Origin of the sequence: Spirosoma pollinicola (genome assembly GCF_002831565.1) — a bacterium.
Classification (GTDB): Bacteria; Bacteroidota; Bacteroidia; order Cytophagales; family Spirosomataceae; genus Spirosoma; species Spirosoma pollinicola.
Genome location: NZ_CP025096.1, coordinates 4,989,063 through 5,006,804, shown reverse-complemented (window position 1 = coordinate 5,006,804; position 17,742 = coordinate 4,989,063). Strand labels below are relative to the sequence as shown.

General features: G+C 46.8%; 16 protein-coding genes. 9 read left to right on the top strand and 7 right to left on the bottom strand.

Annotation, left to right across the window (positions count from 1 at the left end):
• Positions 1–9: 9 nt before the first annotated feature.
• The gene (locus tag CWM47_RS21055) at positions 10–348 is read right to left on the bottom strand and encodes a PadR family transcriptional regulator (RefSeq protein WP_100990166.1); all 339 of its coding nucleotides are present in this window, start codon (positions 346–348) and stop codon (positions 10–12) included.
• Between the two features lie 425 nt (positions 349–773).
• On the opposite strand from CWM47_RS21055, the gene parS reads away from it, so the two are divergent.
• Together parS and CWM47_RS21045 are read left to right on the top strand one after the other, a co-directional pair.
• Entirely contained in the window at positions 774–1,256 is a 483-nt protein-coding gene (gene parS / locus CWM47_RS21050) for a type II RES/Xre toxin-antitoxin system antitoxin (RefSeq protein WP_100990165.1), read from the top strand.
• A 19-nt stretch (positions 1,257–1,275) separates the two neighbouring features.
• Entirely contained in the window at positions 1,276–1,740 is a 465-nt protein-coding gene (locus CWM47_RS21045; protein WP_100990164.1) for an RES family NAD+ phosphorylase, read from the top strand.
• A gap of 126 nt (positions 1,741–1,866) precedes the next feature.
• Here CWM47_RS21045 and CWM47_RS21040 read toward each other — a convergent pair whose 3' ends face one another.
• Positions 1,867–3,345: a TlpA family protein disulfide reductase gene (locus CWM47_RS21040; protein ID WP_100990163.1), complete on the bottom strand. Its 1,479-nt coding sequence runs from the start codon at positions 3,343–3,345 to the stop codon at positions 1,867–1,869.
• A 406-nt stretch (positions 3,346–3,751) separates the two neighbouring features.
• Here CWM47_RS21040 and CWM47_RS21035 point away from each other — a divergent pair, with 406 nt between their 5' ends.
• From CWM47_RS21035 to CWM47_RS21010, 5 genes are all read left to right on the top strand, one after another.
• Entirely contained in the window at positions 3,752–4,765 is a 1,014-nt protein-coding gene (locus tag CWM47_RS21035; protein ID WP_100990162.1) for a S41 family peptidase, read from the top strand.
• Positions 4,766–4,929: 164 nt separating this feature from the next.
• Positions 4,930–5,541, top strand: coding sequence for a porin family protein (locus CWM47_RS21030; protein ID WP_100990161.1), 612 nt, complete (start codon positions 4,930–4,932; stop codon positions 5,539–5,541).
• 756 nt (positions 5,542–6,297) lie between these two features.
• Positions 6,298–6,885: a sensor histidine kinase gene (locus CWM47_RS21020; RefSeq protein ID WP_157816016.1), complete on the top strand. Its 588-nt coding sequence runs from the start codon at positions 6,298–6,300 to the stop codon at positions 6,883–6,885.
• Between the two features lie 12 nt (positions 6,886–6,897).
• Positions 6,898–8,394: a TlpA family protein disulfide reductase gene (locus CWM47_RS21015; RefSeq protein ID WP_100990158.1), complete on the top strand. Its 1,497-nt coding sequence runs from the start codon at positions 6,898–6,900 to the stop codon at positions 8,392–8,394.
• The gene (locus CWM47_RS21010) at positions 8,391–9,113 is read left to right on the top strand and encodes a LytR/AlgR family response regulator transcription factor (protein ID WP_100990157.1); all 723 of its coding nucleotides are present in this window, start codon (positions 8,391–8,393) and stop codon (positions 9,111–9,113) included. Before CWM47_RS21015 ends, CWM47_RS21010 begins: the two co-directional genes overlap by 4 nt.
• A gap of 186 nt (positions 9,114–9,299) precedes the next feature.
• Here CWM47_RS21010 and CWM47_RS21005 read toward each other — a convergent pair whose 3' ends face one another.
• The 3 genes from CWM47_RS21005 to CWM47_RS20995 form a co-directional block, all read right to left on the bottom strand.
• The gene (locus tag CWM47_RS21005; protein ID WP_100990156.1) at positions 9,300–9,881 is read right to left on the bottom strand and encodes an SMI1/KNR4 family protein; all 582 of its coding nucleotides are present in this window, start codon (positions 9,879–9,881) and stop codon (positions 9,300–9,302) included.
• 190 nt (positions 9,882–10,071) lie between these two features.
• Positions 10,072–11,538, bottom strand: a complete 1,467-nt coding sequence (locus CWM47_RS21000; protein WP_100990155.1) for a TlpA family protein disulfide reductase — start codon at positions 11,536–11,538, stop codon at positions 10,072–10,074.
• Between the two features lie 218 nt (positions 11,539–11,756).
• The gene (locus CWM47_RS20995; protein WP_100990154.1) at positions 11,757–12,881 is read right to left on the bottom strand and encodes a PQQ-binding-like beta-propeller repeat protein; all 1,125 of its coding nucleotides are present in this window, start codon (positions 12,879–12,881) and stop codon (positions 11,757–11,759) included.
• Between the two features lie 331 nt (positions 12,882–13,212).
• Between CWM47_RS20995 and CWM47_RS20990 the strand changes: the two genes are divergently transcribed.
• Complete coding sequence (locus CWM47_RS20990) at positions 13,213–14,019, top strand: alpha/beta fold hydrolase (RefSeq protein ID WP_100990153.1); 807 nt, start codon at positions 13,213–13,215, stop codon at positions 14,017–14,019.
• 244 nt (positions 14,020–14,263) lie between these two features.
• Here CWM47_RS20990 and CWM47_RS20985 read toward each other — a convergent pair whose 3' ends face one another.
• Positions 14,264–14,887, bottom strand: a complete 624-nt coding sequence (locus CWM47_RS20985) for a MarR family winged helix-turn-helix transcriptional regulator (RefSeq protein ID WP_100990152.1) — start codon at positions 14,885–14,887, stop codon at positions 14,264–14,266.
• Between the two features lie 119 nt (positions 14,888–15,006).
• On the opposite strand from CWM47_RS20985, the gene CWM47_RS20980 reads away from it, so the two are divergent.
• Positions 15,007–16,209, top strand: a complete 1,203-nt coding sequence (locus CWM47_RS20980) for an FAD-dependent monooxygenase (protein WP_100990151.1) — start codon at positions 15,007–15,009, stop codon at positions 16,207–16,209.
• A 343-nt stretch (positions 16,210–16,552) separates the two neighbouring features.
• On the opposite strand, the gene CWM47_RS20975 is transcribed toward CWM47_RS20980, so the two are convergent.
• The gene (locus CWM47_RS20975; protein ID WP_100990150.1) at positions 16,553–17,665 is read right to left on the bottom strand and encodes a lipase family protein; all 1,113 of its coding nucleotides are present in this window, start codon (positions 17,663–17,665) and stop codon (positions 16,553–16,555) included.
• Positions 17,666–17,742 lie beyond the last annotated feature (77 nt).

The following is a 17,742-nucleotide window of genomic DNA, read 5'->3' as shown; positions in this document are numbered from 1 at the left end:
CGCAAAGGCTTAAAGTCCCAACAGGAGAAGCTTGCCTTGAGGAATAGCGTCCCAAAGCCTAGTTCGCATCTGCTGAATCTGGCGTAGCACCCTTCCCCCTTCGGCCGTCAGGCTAAACAACCGCTTACTGCGTCCTCCCCGCTCCGTGGTTGCTCCCCCCACCGAAGAGGTCAGAAAGCCTTTCTCTTCCAGCCGATATAAGGTAGTGTGCACCGCACTGATGGTAAAGTTTCGTCCGGTTAGTTGGTGCAGTTGCTCCATGACCGGCACACCGTAAACATCCTCCGTGCTGGCCGCTACGACCAGCAGCACTAACTCTTCCAGCTCTCCCAGTACGGTCTTTTTCATAAGCGTGTTAAGCTTGTTGATTAGATACAATATCTTAAATCAAATCTGATGCCAGAATCGAAAAAGAGTCTTTAGCGCTAATCCAGTAATGTCGTAGTGAGAACATTGTCCAGAATCGGACGAATCCGTGTCCATGACTGGACACGGATCACGGCGGTATAACGTTATCCAATCATTGTAAAAAGAAGCTATACTAGGAAGGTAGCTTTTGCCCCCTAAAAAGATTAGTCTGAGGTGTGATAGGTATGTTCTATCCCTCGTGTCATCATCTCTTGAAACGCCCCTTTTTTGAAGCAAATATACACAGCCGTTTTTCGTTTCAATGAGTACCCTCTCTCGAACGATTATTCATGAATCAATACTGCTTTTTTGCAGTTGACTTACTGTAAAAAAGCAGCTACCTTTGTTGGCAAATAATTATTCTTATGGCTACTATCTCTCAGCCACCGGCTCAGGGTTCCTCACCTGCTTCATCAAGGCGACGCGTTACTCAGCCAGCCGGGCCAGCAAAGACCGCTTACCAACCCCAACGAGCCACTAGCTTCGCCATCATTGAACAAGCGCAAAAGGGCGTACCAACTCAGCAAGTGGATCAGCTAGCTGAGCTGCTGGGAATATCCCTTAAAGAGATGGCTATCGTTCTGCAAGTCGCCGAACGAACACTACACCGTTTTCGCAGTGAAGGGCAACTGGACCAGCAAACCTCGGAGCGGTTGTTGTTGCTGGAAAACCTGACGGCTCATGGCCTGCTGGTTTTTGACGGTCGAGCGGAGGCCTTGGCGGATTGGCTACGTTATCCTCTACGAGAGTTGAAAGGCCAAGCGCCCCTTCAGTGGCTGAACACCATCAGTGGGTTTAGTTTGGTGGATGATGTGTTGACCCGGATTGAGTACGGCGTTTATTCGTAGCAGATTAGTTTGTTGATTGATGTTGGTATATCGACTTTACAAGAGCAATTACATTGCTCAGCCCTTGTCGGCAGAAGGTGCGCGTCGGGCGGGTGGACGCTGGAACCCCAAGGGCTACCCTATTCTTTACACGTCGGCTACCCCTGAGCTAGCTTTACTGGAAATAGTCGCTCATCTCAATCCGCTCTATTTGCCCAACTTCCATTTGCTAGTGCTAGACATACCAGAAACGCATCATGTTGTGTCATTAGCTGATCTACCCGCTAACTGGCAAGATGAGCAGCAAATTGATGCTTTACAGTCTTACTTACAGGCCTGGCTTGACAGGCCAGACAGGCTGAGTGTATCCGTGCCTTCAGCGATCGTTGAACGATCCCGAAATTATTTATTGCATACGCTTCATCCCAGCTTTGAGGATGCCGTCAAGATTGTGGAGAATGCGCCTTTCCGAATTGATAGCCGTTTACTAAAGGTTAATGGGTAACAAGCATTTCGCGTAGTTCATTTATTGGAGCGTATTTTGAGACAGTTGTTTTTTTACTAGAGGTAACTCCATCAGTAGCATGTACAAAAACTATGGTTGCAATTGGTTACTTTTCTAAAAGACAAACTATCGACCTGCATCCCGGCTATACTTATCGATCAGAGCGGCTAGCTTCTGCTCATTATTCTTTCCACCTGGAGCATTCATTTGGAGTATTTCGCCTTTAGCATTCAAAATTAGGTAGCGTGGTATGCTGTTAATAGCCAGGTCATTGGCGAATACAGAGTTAAGACCATACGGCACCCAGAGCGAGTTTTCGGGATCAAGTTTTAATTCTTTTATCGCCTTGTCCCATTTGTTTTTGTCCTGGTCGACTGAGATCCAGATGAATTTGACGGATTTATGGGCGCGATACTTTTCTTTCAATGTCCTCATCGCTGGAAAGGATGTTAGACAGGGACCGCACCAGCTTGCCCAGATGTCCACCACGGTCACTGGTGCCAGCTTTTCAGCTAGCAGGACTTCCCGGCCAGACTCCGATGCCATTTGATAAGGTCGTTTTAAACTTGCCGAAGTGGCCGAGGTAACCCTAGCGAGCATTGCTTTTCTGCCTGATTCACTCAAAGAACTTTTGTAAAGCTCGATCAGAGAAGAGATTGAGGGATATTCTGGATTATATGTTCTAGCAAAATGGGTCAATGTTGACAGGTAGTAGTCTAGTAAATAATCGCGTGTCGAACCAGTGAATTTCTTGGTGGCAGTTTCCATCATATAGGCATAAATCCCAACTTCAATACTCCGCATGCTATCCCCATCCATTCGCTGTTTCTGGACATAATAAGTATTTAACCTGGGGAAAAAGAAACGCTTGTTTTCACTGGAAAGCGAATCGACCGGCTCATTCAACTGGCTCATCGTCTTGACGTATTGGTCAAAAAAATGCCGCTTTTCTCTTTCAGAAACCTGTTCCGACTCGACGTAATTCATCAAAACCCGTGGCAAGAAAAAGCGATTATCTTCTTTCTCCATGTCAAAAAATGCCATCAGATCCGGATTATCAGCAATAGTTTTGCCGTAGATCTTTAAATAAGCCTGAAAAACTGAATCTCTCCGCTGCGAAATACGCTCCGCTTTTTTGAAAAACATGATTGGTGGCATGACAGCACCATCTTTCATGACTCTTGGAAAGTCATTTATGTTGATGGCTTGAATGTCGCTCGCGTATGTTTTTTCGAGTTGTCCATCGCCGGACAACTCGTAAGCTTTACCTGGGTCGGCTGGTAATTTGATCTCGGTATGATACCCTGGTGCCACCCATAACCGCACATATTGACCTGGAATGTACAGCCGCACCACCGCTGGTCGCTTGAGTTGCCAGGTCTTAAGGAATCGTCCGTTTATGGGTTTTAACGTGTCGCGTTCGTACCTTTTGCTAATGTTGAAATCGCAAACAATATAAGGCAGCTGAGAGGTTGGCTGGGTGGCGACCATGACCGATGATATTTTGGGAACTGACGAATCGCTAGGCTCATTGACGCCTTGGCAAGCTATCATGCTAAAAAATGTAATAAATCCGGTCAGATTTATAATCATCAGTTTCTTCATCGCTGAGGGGAGTTGGGTCTGGTATCATCTCTAAAGTACAATTAGTTAAATCAATTGTTATAGACTGGTTATAATTTGTTTGCTAATCATAATTAAAGCGTCATCGCCGGTTTTACAAACACTCGATTATTGAAGTATATCTTCTTTGGTAGGTGCAACTCTCTTTGAGCTAAGTACTTTGTAAAGCTGGTGTGAAGCGATTCTCAATCCATCTCGCAAATGCCCCATTTAAGAAGCAGATTCATGGAATTTACCTCGTCTCGCTGGGGAGCGTTTGACGAGAATAGTTGCTCAAATGACAAAGCAACTGTAGTTTACGTTTTTGGACCCGTTGTGACGAGGGGTAGGTAGCTTGGCTAACTGCTCGCCTTTTCAAAACATCACACATTCCTGATCCAATCGATGTATGAAAGCACTTTTACTCTGCTTGGTACACTTGCTCTACTTTTCATCAACCAGCTCAGTCTATGGCCAATCCAAAGAAGTGATCGGGCTACTTGACTCAACCATTGACCTCATGCAGCAGCATTCCGTAAATGCCAGACTGGTCAACTGGAAAAAAATAAGGAAGCAGGCACTCAATGACGCTAAGCTGCTTTCCAATCCCTACCAACTAGGCCCGGTAATAAGAAACCTTTATAAAGCAATTGACGATTATCATGGTGCCTTTTATTACAAAGACAGCACTTTTCGTTGGATGAACAACCAGCCCGTGGTCTCTGATTCAATTATGAACCAATGGAAGAAAGGGGCGGGAATAAAGACAGCGCTCCTTGAGGATGATATTGGCTATTTGAGAATCCCCGGAATGCAGTTTACCGGCAAGCAGGACACAGATAAAAATGCTCAGCAATTAAATGATAGTCTGTGTCATCTGCTACGCCGGAATGTAAAGGGCTTGGTCATTGATCTTAGACTGAATGGCGGTGGAGCGATGTACCCGATGATTTTAGGCGTACAACAGCTTTTGGAAAAAGGTCAGATTGGCTCCTTTCAGTCGAAGAAAAACGAGAAGTGGTATTTAACCGAAGATAGTTTTTCTTTTGATACCACTGTACTGGCTACTATTAAACCAGGATGCGCTATTAACGGGCTAACCATTCCAATTTCGTTTTTGATTAGTCCTCCAACCGGCAGTTCAGCAGAGTTTCTTCTGATTGCCTTTAAGGGAAGGCCCAAGACCATTTTAGTGGGCACTGAAACGGCCGGTTTCATCACCGGTATTGAAGGCTTTCAAATTAATGATGCCACGAGTGTTCTACTATCTACCTCTTACGGAAAAGATAGATTAGGAAGGGTTTACAAAGCAGCCTTCAAGCCGGACATATTAGTTATAGGTGCAGATTCTTTTACCAATCTCAACAAGGATGAGAAAGTTAAGCAAGCGGTAAGGTGGTTGAAACAAGTCAAGGCTGATTAGATATATGAGCCTATTTAGAGATTAGTAATTTCAAGTGTAAGAAATTAAAAAGTATACAGGCGTTCAGCAAAATACGTATATTATTTGATTAGAGGAGCCGTTATTGACTAGATCTTGCAGCTCTGCTCCAGTAAAGTCACCTTTGTCCATAATCATCTCCAGTTATGAAAACTACTTTACTTTTTGGGACGCTTATACTGATGCTAAACGCCCCTTCAGTGGCTCAAAGCCGCTTTTCGCTAGCACCGGCCTATTGGTTCAACTATAATCCCTATTCGTCTAAAACGACTTATACTTATAATGGATCGCCAACCCAAATTTTAGCTTCGGGCCACAGCATCATTTCCTCATTTGGTTTGACGGCACGCTACCGGTTTAACCCTCGGTGGGATGTCTCCGTCGGAGCCCTTTATTATCGTGACGCTAATCATAACAAAAGTCCCCTGGGACCCTATGGTGAATTAGCCCCCTTCATCAGCAAAGGATGGCAACTTCCCCTTTTAGTGAACTTCCGATTGACGGACCGGCGTTTATCGCCCTATTTCTCTACCGGGATCATCTTTGCTCGGAGTAACACGTTTACCGCACGGCCCGTCACTACTGATGGGATTGTGGGTGTTGGGTTGATCTACCGATTTGATGCCGGCTTATCGTTGCTGGTTCAACCCACTGCTAGCTATGGCTTCTACCGCCCATCCAGTGATGCAGTCTATACTCTCACGCAGTACAGCTCTTATAGTTTGGGACTACAAACACAGTTGATTTGGTCTTTTTGAGCCTCCTTGTAAACTCAAGATGCGAATTCATCCACCGTCGCGCTTCAGCAGACGGACGAATGCGCTTCATCTCTCTTTTAAGAGGGTTTTATAAGATTACACCACATTAAATTAGATATATAACTATCCAGCGTCTTGGAGGTATAATTTTGTGCCTGGTCAAACAGTGGCCCAGTCTCGAACAAGGAGCGGGTCGGCGCTCATCAGCCGCAGGTCAGCCTTCACCCCAAACTTAAACCACTTCACCCCATTTTGTTGCCAGAGGCCCATACCTTACCGTGATTTGTCCCATAAATCGCAACCGTATGGCTTTCCCTCGCTTGACAATCTGGCAACAGTGGCTACTGCACGCCTGCCTACTCTGGCTGAGTATGAATCTAGCCGATGCCCTGACGTTCTGGTATGAAGTCTATACGCACGGCAGTTATTTGATCAATTCGGACGGCTCCCCCGTCAGCGTTTGGCAACGGTTTGCCAATCACAATGGGGTTCAACTGCTTTGGCTGGTGATCTTAGGGGGCACCTTACTGATTGAGCTAAATTATCATCGGCTATTTAGGGCTCGTTCGTTGCCCACCTTCCTGCTGGTTTCCTTCGTGGCTTCAGCGGTGTTCGTCCGGTTGCTACTAGCGTTTAATCAGTGGCGATTCGAAGGNTCGCTTCTGGGAGCCTACCCTCACGGTCTTCGGCTACGGCATCGCGTATGCCTTAGTCCGTAGTTTTTTCAACCAACGGATCCAGCAGACGCAGCGCCAGGTGCAACAATCGCAAGCCGAGCTAGCCGCCCTGAAAGCCCAACTGAATCCCCATTTTTTCTTTAATACCCTGAACAGCCTCTACGGAACCGCGCTGCTCGAGCAGGCCACCAACACTGCCCAAAGTATCGAGCAGCTAGCCAATATCATGCGCTATACCCTCGGTGAAGCCCAGCGCGACTTTACCCCAGTGGCTAGTGAGCTGGGCTTCTTACAGGACTATATCCAGTTGCAGGGATTACGGTTGGCCCAGACCGACGCCAACCGCTTGCAGACACATTTGGTGTATGACGAGTTGCCCGCTCAAATCGCTCCGTTGCTGCTCATCACCTTCGTCGAAAATGCCTTTCTCTACGGGGTTAGTACCGACCTGGATTACTTCATTGCCATTCAATTGACCATTGAAAAAGGACAGCTTGACTTGGTGGTGGAGAACCGGCTATTTCCCCAGCGAACGGCCTATGGTCTGGGAACGGGGATCCAGAATGCGCGGAAACGACTCGACCTGCTTTATGCCGGGAAATACAGCCTAACGGCTGGACCCCAGGCCGACCGCTTCCGGGTACACTTACAGATGAATCTTCACTAAATCGAATCGACTATGTTTTTCCGAATGATCCTGTTTTCTGCTTGGCTAGCTAGCCACTCTCTTCAGGCCCAGCTGACCCTCTCCGGCCAGATTGAGGGAGCCAAAGCCGGTGCTTCGGTATCAGTCAATGTTCCCTACGACTGCTACTATTATCCGCAGAACTCAGTCCCGGTTTTGTTTGACGCGAAGGGTCATTTTTCAACTCGGCTCACCCTGACCAAAGCGCAGATTATCTTCTTAGACTATGCGGGGAAGCGCCTTTACCTCTACGCCGAGCCAGGCCGATCGGTTTCGCTGACGGCTCACGTGCAGAGCTGGCCGGGGACCGTGCGATTTAGCGGGGAACTCGGGGCTGAAAATGCGTTCCGTCAGCGATTGGGCCTGACGATGAATCAACTCGGAAAACCAACCTGGAATGATTCACTGTCCGATCCACAACTGATTCTTCGGGCCTTGCAAACCCAGCAGCAAACCGGACTTTCCTTGTTGAAACAACAACCGAAGAAGGGGTCGCTCGCCTTTCAACAGATGACTCAAGCCGACATCACCTACTTTGCCGTCAGTAAACTCTGGGACTTGATTTGGCAAAATGGCGTGTGGACCCAAAAAAATAAGTCGGTGTATGACCGTAACGCCTGGCAGCAAACCTTGATCACGGCCTACCAACGGGTCGATCTGTCGAATCCACTTGCCTTGAGCAGTTATGCCTATCAACAAATCATCACCTATTATCCCCGCTACCTGCAACATCAAGCCAGCACCAAAGACGAATTTGTTCCCATTGCCGAACGCGTTTTTGGCAAACCCTTTGCCCAAATCAATCAAGAGATGAAACAAAAAGGGGAGCGCTACTGGGTGTACAGCGCCCTCCAGTATGGGTTGCAAGGACGGGCTTTAGAACGGGCGCTGGCTTCGTTCTTAATTAATGGCATTGAGCAGGGTGACTTAGCCTACCAGCTGGAAGCCTACACCAATTTCAAACAGCGCTTCCCGCAAAGTCCTTACCTGCCCGATGTGCAGCAGTACATGAAGCCCTACCTGGCCAGTATTGACCCGGCCGCTAATCCGCAAGCCGATATTCAATTACTGGCCAATTCGGCGCGATTCGTAAACCTGGATTCATTGCTGGCCACCCATCGGGGCCGCGTGGTGTACGTGGATATTTGGGGCAGTTGGTGTGGCCCCTGCCGACAAGAGTTTACCTACAACCGCGCCTTGAAAAAACGCTTCAAGAACAAGCCGGTTGACTTTGTCTATGTGGCCGTTGAACACGGGGCTCAACCCGAAAAGCGGTGGCGGGAGGCGATTCATTTTTATGGACTAACGGGCCAGCATGTGTTAGCGGGTTCCAACTTGGAAGCTTATCTTCGTAGTCTGTATCCCGAGCAGGATAATCTCCGCTTCCCCTCGTATATCTTAGTGGATGCCTTGGGCCGAATCACGACTGTAGAAGCCAACCGCCCCTCCCAGAAAGAGGCGTTATATCACCAAATCGAATCGTTGTTATGAATACAGTTGCCGTCCATTCCCTCCGTTGTATCGCGGTGGATGATGAGCCGATTGGGCTGCGTATCATCGAATCCCATGCGGCCAAAGTGCCCTATTTAGCGTTATTGGGTAGTTTCCTGAGCGCAACCGAAGCCTTGGCGTATATGCAGGGTCATCCCGTTGATCTTTTATTTGTCGACATTCAGATGCCGGACTTGTCGGGCCTAGAACTGGTCCGCTTATTGCCCGAGCCAGTGGTCGTCATATTTACCACGGCTCATGCGGGTTATGCACTAGAAGGTTTCGAGGTAGCAGCCCTGGATTATTTATTGAAGCCCATCAGTCTAAGCCGCTTTTTGCAAGCGAGCAGCCGGGCCTTAGAGAAAGTCACCGCTCAAAAGCGGGTCAATGAATCGGTTCAGAGTGTGGCTGGGGCTGAGTTGTTTGTCAAAACAGGGTACGACTGGAGCCGGGTTAATCTAGCCGATCTGCTGTACATTGAAGCCGATGACAATTATCTAACCTTTGTTGAGTTGAGTAAGCAAACGTTGAGCCGCATGAGCCTATCGGAGGTGCTGGCCAAGCTACCGGTCGGCGAGTACCTCCGCATTCATAAGTCGTATGTGATCGCGCTGACTAAAGTCGATAAAGTGGAGCGGCATCAAGTGAGCCTGGGGGGCAAGCGGCTTCCGGTCTCGTCCAGCTACCGGGATGATCTACTGCGACGATTGGCAAAATAGACCTTAACGAGTGGACGATAGATCATCGCTAATACTACTGCCGTTCACTTTATGTTATTTTATGAGGGATTTAACGAGACGGCAGAAATTTCTTAAACAGAGCGTAAATGAGCCTTGACACCCTTGTTTGGTAAGACTGTTAATTTTCCTCACCGACGAGCGTCTTGTCGCCTAGCAGCTAGCTTATTATACAAACCATTCGTCAGTAAAACAGATTATGTTATCATCTATTTCATATTGATGTGTGGTGAGTCGAGCCAGTAGGATTTCACTGAAATCATCAAATGACGCTGCCTTAACAATGTCATCTGCTTCGAGATCACAAGCATGAAAATATTGTATAATCTGGCCTCGGTAACCGTTTCTGCCAGGGTTCAAGTCAATGCAAAGTAAACTTGAGCCACCATTGAAGCCCGCGAATGGAATCCAGCCACGATCCCAATATACAGGTTGTACCTTGTTTTCTACCAGGAAGTCAATTTTTGGATCATCGTCAAACAAGTCCACATAGCATGACCAATTGTTGAGGATCTCATTAACACTGAAGAGATAATTGTAGCCAAGTATCAAAGGTTCAAATGGCGGCTCAATTTGATGCTGTCCGTTAAATGTCTTCAGATATGTTATAAAAGATTGGGGAAGCGATACATTCAATACCTTTTCTAAGAAATCAATCTGATCATCAGAAGCAGGTGGATTGAAACTAGTAGCTAATGCTGGCAAAATGGCATTGACTTGTTCACGTATGGCTATCCAATAATCATTCATGGTAAGAGATCATTTTGCGACAAATTAGCTAATTCTACTGTCGGTACCACTCGGAAGAAATGTTATTCATTGTTAAGTCTACGTTGATTCACTGTTTCCTAAAACGCCCCATTTAGGGTGCAGATAGATGAACGATTAAATGTCTCAATCTGGAGCGTTTTAGGAAGATAAATCAAAATGTGAAAACTGGCTATAATTTGCCTGGCATTACCTTCTTACTGGAAGAAGCCCCAACCTGCTGTCGCTGATGAAAAAGAATGAAGTCTTCCACTTGTTCAAACGGCAATTGACGGGCAATAATCCGTTTGTCTTTGTCTAGAATATAGATCGTCGGCGTCATAGCCACGTCATACACTCGTTGAAAACTTAAGGTGTGGGTCAAATCGTAGCCGTGAATAAAATTGGTTAAGCGAAACTCCCGAATGAACTTCTTCCAATCCGCTTCACTGTCATCCACCGCAATGGCCGCTACTCGAACGCCTTCATTGAAATAGCGATCGGCTAGCTGTTTAAGTTTTGGAGCCGTATCTCGACAATGCCCGCAGTGGGGAGCATAAAAGAAAATGACGGTATAATCGGCCTTCAGGCTTTGTAAGCTAATCGGGTGCTGAAGCGTATCACTCGCCTTGAAAAAGGGGAAGGCTTTGCCTACTTGTAGCGGCTTTAAAATAGCCACCCGTTCCCGCATCGTCTTCAGGGTTGCCGGATCACTTACTGGATACACACCAGTCAGCCAATATTTCTCGGCCATATGAATAAAGACTCCATCGGTCCCTATCACTTTAGGTCGTTCGTATTGACTGGTAATGTACCAGATGATATAGGTTTTAACCTCAGAAGCTTTCGCTTTACCCACCAGCCAATCCGCTTCCTTTACCAGGGAGTCCACGTTTTGGACGGTCAATTCCTGAATATAGCGATTCAGTTTGGTTTGTAAGACGGGGGTGCGAATCAGCCGCTCATCAGTCCAATTGTAGCCGTCCCAGTAGTGCGCTTTGTAGTAGTTGAAGACCCAATTTGAGTCGGCTCTTCCGTTGGCAGCCATAGGCGCTGTCGGGAGAGTCGGCTCCGCCGTCGCTTTGAAAAGTTCGACGGCAAACGAGCCCTTATGCTCCTTCATGAATTGCGCTTGGTAGGCTTTAGCCCGCTTGGTTAGTTCAGCCAATCCATCTTTAGCTGTCGTATTGTCAGCGGATGGACTAGCCGCTTTGTTCTTCAAACTGATCGTCTTGGCTTCCTCATTAAACTGGCCTAATTGCTGCTGGTAAGCGTAGAACAACTCATTCTCTTTCGATTGGCTAACCTTCATATTCTTAATTAGATTAGCCGTATCTGTCTTAAAGGAAAACCGCTGTTGCTCGGTAATGATTAAGTGGAGCCCTATGTCCCGTTTTGAGGGAGGAACGACTAAGTAAAGCCCTTGTGGTAAGGGCTTATCCCCTTCAAAAGAAAAATACCCTTGTGCATTTACAAGAACTGTATCCTTCGGAATGAAGGAGGTAGCTCCATACCAATGAGCTAGTACCAGGGTTGAGTCACGCATTCCATTGATGTATCCCTCTACTTTAAAGCCATTGGTTGAACTGCCCGATTTGGTCTGAGCGGTGGCATTGGCGCAAAGGGTTAGAACTAGAATGAGCTTGAATAAACTGGTCATATATTTTTTGTCGAACCCACTTTTTACCGATAGTATGGAATCAGACCGTACTTAAAATCAAGGAGATAAATTATCCTACTAAGATATAGTAAGATAAGCAAATACATGACCTCTGCTGCTGCTCATTCCGGTAAGCGTTTTTACAAGACGATTAATAAAAATTATTTAACTTAGTTGGTTGCATACGGTCGCAGATTTATAATTAAGAATAGATATAATTACTGCTTAGAACCACAGTTTGATGGATAGTGTCCAACTATGGAGCCACCTCGACAGATTACTGCCGTAGCGCCAAAGAATACCCCGCCCTTAAACGTCCATTTGACAGTGCCACTTGCTACATCAAGGGCATAAAACATACCATCTGATCCGCCTATATATACCATTTCATCAAGTACAACCGGACTAGATAAAAAAAATGCTTTACTTGCCTTATACACCCATTTCTGCTGTCCGGAAGTGGCATCGATGGCATATAAGTTTTGATCGTTACTTCCGACATATAGGATACCCTCAGCGACAACCGGACTTGATGACACATCGTCACCCGTTTCGAATGTCCATCGCTTCAGCCCTGTCGCAGCATCAATAGCATATACGTTATTGTCTTGGCTTCCTACATAAATGATTCCATTCGCCACTTTTGGACTAGAATCTATACCACCACCCGCAGCAAAAGACCACTTTATCGTGCCGTTTACCGCGTCTAATGCGTATAGTTTACCGTCGCCACATCCAAAATAGACAACCCCATTTACAACTACAGGGGAAGAATTGATTTCACGTAATGCCCGGAATGTCCACTTTACATTTCCCGTTAGGGCATCCAAAGCATAGAATTGCCCCTCACTATTACCAAAGAAAACCGAACCGCTACTGATAGCGGCTACACTAAATACACCCCCATACTTATTGCTAAATGACCATTTGGTTTTACCGGTGGCCGTATCAAAAGCGTAAAAGCTGGCACTATTGCTATCGCCGACATATAAAATGTCGTTTGCCAAGGCTAGTCCCTGGAATTCGCTATAAGCTGATAACGATATTTCAGATTGATCATTTCCCGTTTTCAAGTCTAAGATTTGAACGGTATTTGACTTTGGCACGTAAAGCTGCTTACTTGAAGTAATCATGCTGGCATAGGCAGGTCCTTGACTATCTTTTTGCCAGCGAATTGCCCCTGTCTTGGTGTCCAGGGCAGCAATCACTCTCGGATTGTTTATATAAATAGTAGCGTCCTGATTTGAGACATCAGGTTGCTTACACCCGAATAGGAACAGACTGAATAGGCAGTAAAGTAGTAAACTCTTTTCAAGAAAATGCCGGGGACAATAAATCAACATATCGTTTAAAAATACACTTTGTTACATAATCACCTGCATGTTAAGTAATACAAATTGTAAGATAAGATTAACCTACTGTTTTACACGATAAGACAACTTGTAGCCGAAGCTGTAGTAAGTAATTCAGTGAAGCGGTATTTCACAAACCGCCCTTTATAATGAGCAGATGCATGAAATCCCCTAAATCTCATGTGGGAACGTTTTCTTTGGATTAGGTGGGAGGCAATCACTTGAGAATAAATAGCTTATCAAAAATGTCCATTGTAAAATGTATTTTTGCTCAGTTGTGAATCTATAAGTTTATGCGCGTAGAAAAGCCCTACACTACCTAATGAAGTATTTTTTACAAATCGTTCTCATTGGGCTATCCCTCGTGATAAATGTCAACGTTAATGCTCAACTCCTTGACACAATCGTTGACGCTCATCCTTATCGGCTTCATTTTAGACTAGTAAAAGGGGAGAAGCCACCTATTCTCTTTGAATCAGGGGGCGGACAGGACGCCTCCCAATGGGACTCTATTGCTCTAATCGTGCATCAGCGTCTGCAAGCAACCGTCATCACCTATGATCGGGCGGGCTTTGGCCAAAGTAGCTTTGACACAGCGGGCTATACCATTCTCCAAGAAATCAAAAGCCTAGAGACGGCTTTACAACAACTTGGATACAGTAATAAGAATCTGTTACTGATTGGCCACTCATTAGGTGCTTTTTACAACCGGGTCTATGCTGCTCGGCATCCGGCTCAGGTGAAGGGCATTATTCTCGTCGACCCTAGACTACCTTCCTACGCTGACATGCGATTCGCTAGAATCTATTTTCAGAGCCTTAATCGCAAAGATTATGAAGCGGAATATATGAGCTTGTACTATTTGCTGGCCCGAATGGAGCGGACTAGTGATTATGTCAGGCAAGTGCCGTTACCTTTTACTATACCTTTACTCGATATTATGGCGGAGCGGGGTCCTTTTTTGGACGCGAAGGAGAACGAGCGATTTAAAGCGGACCAGCGCAACTTGGTAAAGGGCCATCGAAATCGGCGTTTACTTTATGTGGAAGGCACTTCTCACAACATTCCTCATGATAAGCCAGCCTTACTGATTGAGCAGATTGTAAGTTTCTACAGGCAACATTTGTAATCTATAGGATAAAAGGGGCTATTCATTTTAGAATCAGTTTTACAGCAGCTAACACCTATTTCTTAGACGAGGCTTGAAGTTCGATTAGTCTCACTCTAGGGAGCGTTTCGAGAGATAACAAGTTTTAGAAGCTTAGTATATTGATTACCTCCCTACCAGCGAAGAATTATGCTTGCTCATTTTTCAGCAATACTAGATGAGGACGAATGAATTGTTCGAAGTACTGGAGTAGCGTCAACCGGCATCAGGGCTGGTAGAATTGGAAATGGTAGTTGTTGAGGTACTTCAGCGTTTGAATGAACTGCTTACGCTCTACCCCGTGCAGATCGGCCAGTACGCTGTTAGGGATCTGCTCAAACTGCTCATAGACCCGTTTGATCATGGCTTGTCCCTGGTCGGTCAGCGATAGGCGTTTAGCCCGGCCGTCACGCTCGTCGGGCGTTTCCTGAATCAGCCCGTTTTTACCAAGTCGGCGAAGCATATCCATGCCGGTGGTCAGTTCCGTGGCGTTGGCGATGCACACTTCTTTCTTCGTTGGCTGATCCATACGGGCAATTAGCGATAGAAACAGAAACTCATCGGAGCTGGCGAAACCGTGCTCGTCCATGATCGACTTGCCGTAGGACTTGGCGTACCGGCCGAGGCGTCCGATGAAAAAACCAGCCAGAAAATCCTCATTATCGAAGGCTTCCGACAGGCGCTGCCCCGATTTCATAATGGGTTCGGAGTCGGGTGGCGACGGGCTCTGCCGCAACGGATCAAGGTGGTTGAGTAGCCAGCTGGCAAACTCACGGAGACTCCCCTGGGGCTGCTCGTCGCAGAAGCGCTCCCAGGCCGTCAGGACAGGAATAACTGATATATAAGGCATATTTACTTTATTTTCGTACTAAACAAACAATAATAATACGAAATAGTTATTTTGTTGATTAGTATTCCTGCTGGGCTCAAAGCTGCAATGTCTCAAAAATCAACACTTAATTTTTTAGCATGTCTACAGTAGTAGCAAAGAAAGTATTGATATCCGGGGCCAGCATTGCTGGTCCGACGCTAGCTTTCTGGCTGGCTAAATATGGATTCGCCGTTACCGTTGTCGAGCGGGCACCGGCCCTGCGCCTGGGTGGGCAGAACATCGACGTCAATGGGCCAGCCCGGAAGGTAGTCCGAAAAATGGGCGTCGAGGCCGCTATTCTGGCCCAAAATACCACTGAAGTCGGTTTGCAGATCATCGGCCAGAATGGCGAAGTAGCCGGTGAGTTTCCCAAAGAGGCATCGCTCACCGGAACCCGTGAACTGGAAATTCTTCGGGGCGATTTAGTTAGGATCCTTTATGATTGTTCGAAGGAGCACGTCGATTACCGCTTCGGCGATTCGATAACAGATCTGGAGCGGCACCCAGACGAGGTATCCGTAACGTTCGCCAGTGGCATAACTGAAACGTTTCATTTGGTCATTGCGGCCGACGGGGTCCGGTCGAAGACCCGGCAACTGATGTTTGGCGATGAGCCTCAGTTCAAATCGCTTGGCCTCTACATCGCCTACATGACTATTCCCCGACTGTCAACCGACAACGACTGGTGGCGCTGGTACACCGCCGTCGACCGCCGGGTGCTCATGCTCCGCCCTGATAATAAAGGCACGATTCGGGCGTCGGTGGCTTTCCTGGAAGACAGCAGTGAAACTGACCAGAAACGCCAGCCCGACGAGCAAAAAAGCCTATTGAAGGCCAAACTAGCTGGCGCGGGCTGGGAAGCCGACCGTATCCGTCAGGCCATCGACGAGACGGATGACCTGTATTTCGACGAAGTCGGTCAGATTAAAGCGCCACGCTGGTCAGACGGGCGGGTCGCGATGATTGGCGACGCAGCGTATTGCCCCACGCCCATCAGTGGAAAAGGTACGACTCTGGCCATTGTGGGGGCTTATGTGCTGGCTGGTGAACTGTCGCGACACGAACGGCATGGGGACGCCTTTGCGGCCTACGAAAAGCTGATGCGCCCTTACGTAGATGAGGTACAGAAGTTGCCACCGGGCACTCCCAAGCTGGTGTACCCGGAAACGAAATTTGGTGTGTCAGTGCTTAATACGGTGGCTGGGATCGTGGCCAGCAAATCGGTTCAGAAAGTGGTCGGCCTATTCAGTTCCGACGATGCCGATGAAGAAAAAGAAGGGATCGATTTGCCCAACTATTAGAACCGAACAAGGTGCTGGTGCCTGAGTCCATGTTATTTTCCGTTGGCTCAACTCATTAGTTTGAACTACTTTCTGGCTGGTCAATAGCTAGGTCAAATCAATCCTGCTTCTTAGTTAGATCCACACCGATGGTCGATGACTCTGCTTACGGTCGCTAAGCAGAGTCATCCTTGCTTTCAGGCCCGAGAAAAGCACCTTGAAAAACGTCCTACTTATGGAACAGACTCATGTAGGCTCATTAGTCTCGTGTACGAGCCTTTTATGGGATGATTATTTTACCTAACTGCTAAGTGGCCCGAATCGGCTAAGCGTCGCCACCCCGGTATAATTCCTCGTGAACGGGCTAAAGTTTCTCCGCCAGAAACAAATAGGGTGTAGGCCAGTGGTGCTGCCAAATATTAGGGTTATTAGGATCATTACTGAACAGGTTGAAGTAGGCTTCATCGGCATTCAAGACGATAATGTTCCCGGTTCTAACGTAGTAATTACTGTTGTAGTAAGTCGGAGTAATAAACCCAGGAATGCTCTTCTTTACGGCTTGCGAAATCATTTTCCCTAAAAACCGTTGGTAGTTCTTACTCGCTTTTTCACTGGGTTTACTCAATTGATTGTATACATGCTTAAGGAATAGATTCTTAGGAAATTTTTGCTTTTTGATTAAGGTCTTTGCCCCATGGAATGGGTTGACTGACGTAAAATCAGACACCGTTTGAACCGTGAAGGGAACATCAGGCACCCAATCGGCTGAGTTGACGACATTGTAAGCCCAGCCCCCTTGGGTCATGATCTCATAGTCATAAGCATAGGCTAAATTACCCGGTTTGGGTCCGGCACTGCAATAGGTCTTGAAACGAATGTCTTTGGCCAATTTTCCCTCCGCCTTTAAGTTTTCCAAGTAGGAGGTAAGTAGAAACGCAATGCCCCCGCCCTGGCTATGGCCCGTTAAAATGAAGTCCTTGATGCCGGATTGGTAACAGGAATCTATTTTATGTTCAATCGTTTTGGAGAGATAGGCCATGGCCACAAACCAGCCAATATGGACAGCTGCGGTCGGATTTTTCGCTAAGGTGTAAGTGAACTTAAACTCTTTATCCAGTTGTAATTCACCTTTTGCCGGGATCATGGCGGCATATAAATTGGCCAAAAAGCTTGCTTGAGTTGGAATACTGCCCTGCACGGCAATCATCGCAATACGTTTTTCTTTGTGAATCCATAAATCCCAGAGATTATCAAATGCTACTACGGGTGAACGGTAAGCAAAGTTGAACTGGGTGGGATTTGGAACAACTGTATTTTCGGCCCATTTATTAAGGGCTAAATGGGTCTTCTGATTAATTTTCAACGTTTCGATGTACTCCTGCTTATCAAAGCCAGGTGTAAGGATTTGACTAAACGTGGTAGGGGCAATTAATAAGCCACCTACCAAAACCTGAAAGAAAAGCAGTTTAGTCGTCATCGGTTCGTCTTGTTTAACTAACTAAAGATAGTAGAGAATAAGTACCCCCCATTTATTAGTGACGAGGTATCTCAATC

What these genes read in the sequence shown, in the direction of transcription:
- CWM47_RS21055 (WP_100990166.1), bottom strand. Translation starts at nt 348, where the DNA reads ATGAAAAAGACCGTACTGGGAGAGCTGGAAGAGTTAGTGCTGCTGGTC.
- parS (WP_100990165.1), top strand. Translation starts at nt 774, where the DNA reads ATGGCTACTATCTCTCAGCCACCGGCTCAGGGTTCCTCACCTGCTTCA.
- CWM47_RS21045 (WP_100990164.1), top strand. Translation starts at nt 1,276, where the DNA reads ATGTTGGTATATCGACTTTACAAGAGCAATTACATTGCTCAGCCCTTG.
- CWM47_RS21040 (WP_100990163.1), bottom strand. Translation starts at nt 3,345, where the DNA reads ATGAAGAAACTGATGATTATAAATCTGACCGGATTTATTACATTTTTT.
- CWM47_RS21035 (WP_100990162.1), top strand. Translation starts at nt 3,752, where the DNA reads ATGAAAGCACTTTTACTCTGCTTGGTACACTTGCTCTACTTTTCATCA.
- CWM47_RS21030 (WP_100990161.1), top strand. Translation starts at nt 4,930, where the DNA reads ATGAAAACTACTTTACTTTTTGGGACGCTTATACTGATGCTAAACGCC.
- CWM47_RS21015 (WP_100990158.1), top strand. Translation starts at nt 6,898, where the DNA reads ATGTTTTTCCGAATGATCCTGTTTTCTGCTTGGCTAGCTAGCCACTCT.
- CWM47_RS21010 (WP_100990157.1), top strand. Translation starts at nt 8,391, where the DNA reads ATGAATACAGTTGCCGTCCATTCCCTCCGTTGTATCGCGGTGGATGAT.
- CWM47_RS21005 (WP_100990156.1), bottom strand. Translation starts at nt 9,881, where the DNA reads ATGAATGATTATTGGATAGCCATACGTGAACAAGTCAATGCCATTTTG.
- CWM47_RS21000 (WP_100990155.1), bottom strand. Translation starts at nt 11,538, where the DNA reads ATGACCAGTTTATTCAAGCTCATTCTAGTTCTAACCCTTTGCGCCAAT.
- CWM47_RS20995 (WP_100990154.1), bottom strand. Translation starts at nt 12,881, where the DNA reads ATGTTGATTTATTGTCCCCGGCATTTTCTTGAAAAGAGTTTACTACTT.
- CWM47_RS20990 (WP_100990153.1), top strand. Translation starts at nt 13,213, where the DNA reads ATGAAGTATTTTTTACAAATCGTTCTCATTGGGCTATCCCTCGTGATA.
- CWM47_RS20985 (WP_100990152.1), bottom strand. Translation starts at nt 14,887, where the DNA reads ATGCCTTATATATCAGTTATTCCTGTCCTGACGGCCTGGGAGCGCTTC.
- CWM47_RS20980 (WP_100990151.1), top strand. Translation starts at nt 15,007, where the DNA reads ATGTCTACAGTAGTAGCAAAGAAAGTATTGATATCCGGGGCCAGCATT.
- CWM47_RS20975 (WP_100990150.1), bottom strand. Translation starts at nt 17,665, where the DNA reads ATGACGACTAAACTGCTTTTCTTTCAGGTTTTGGTAGGTGGCTTATTA.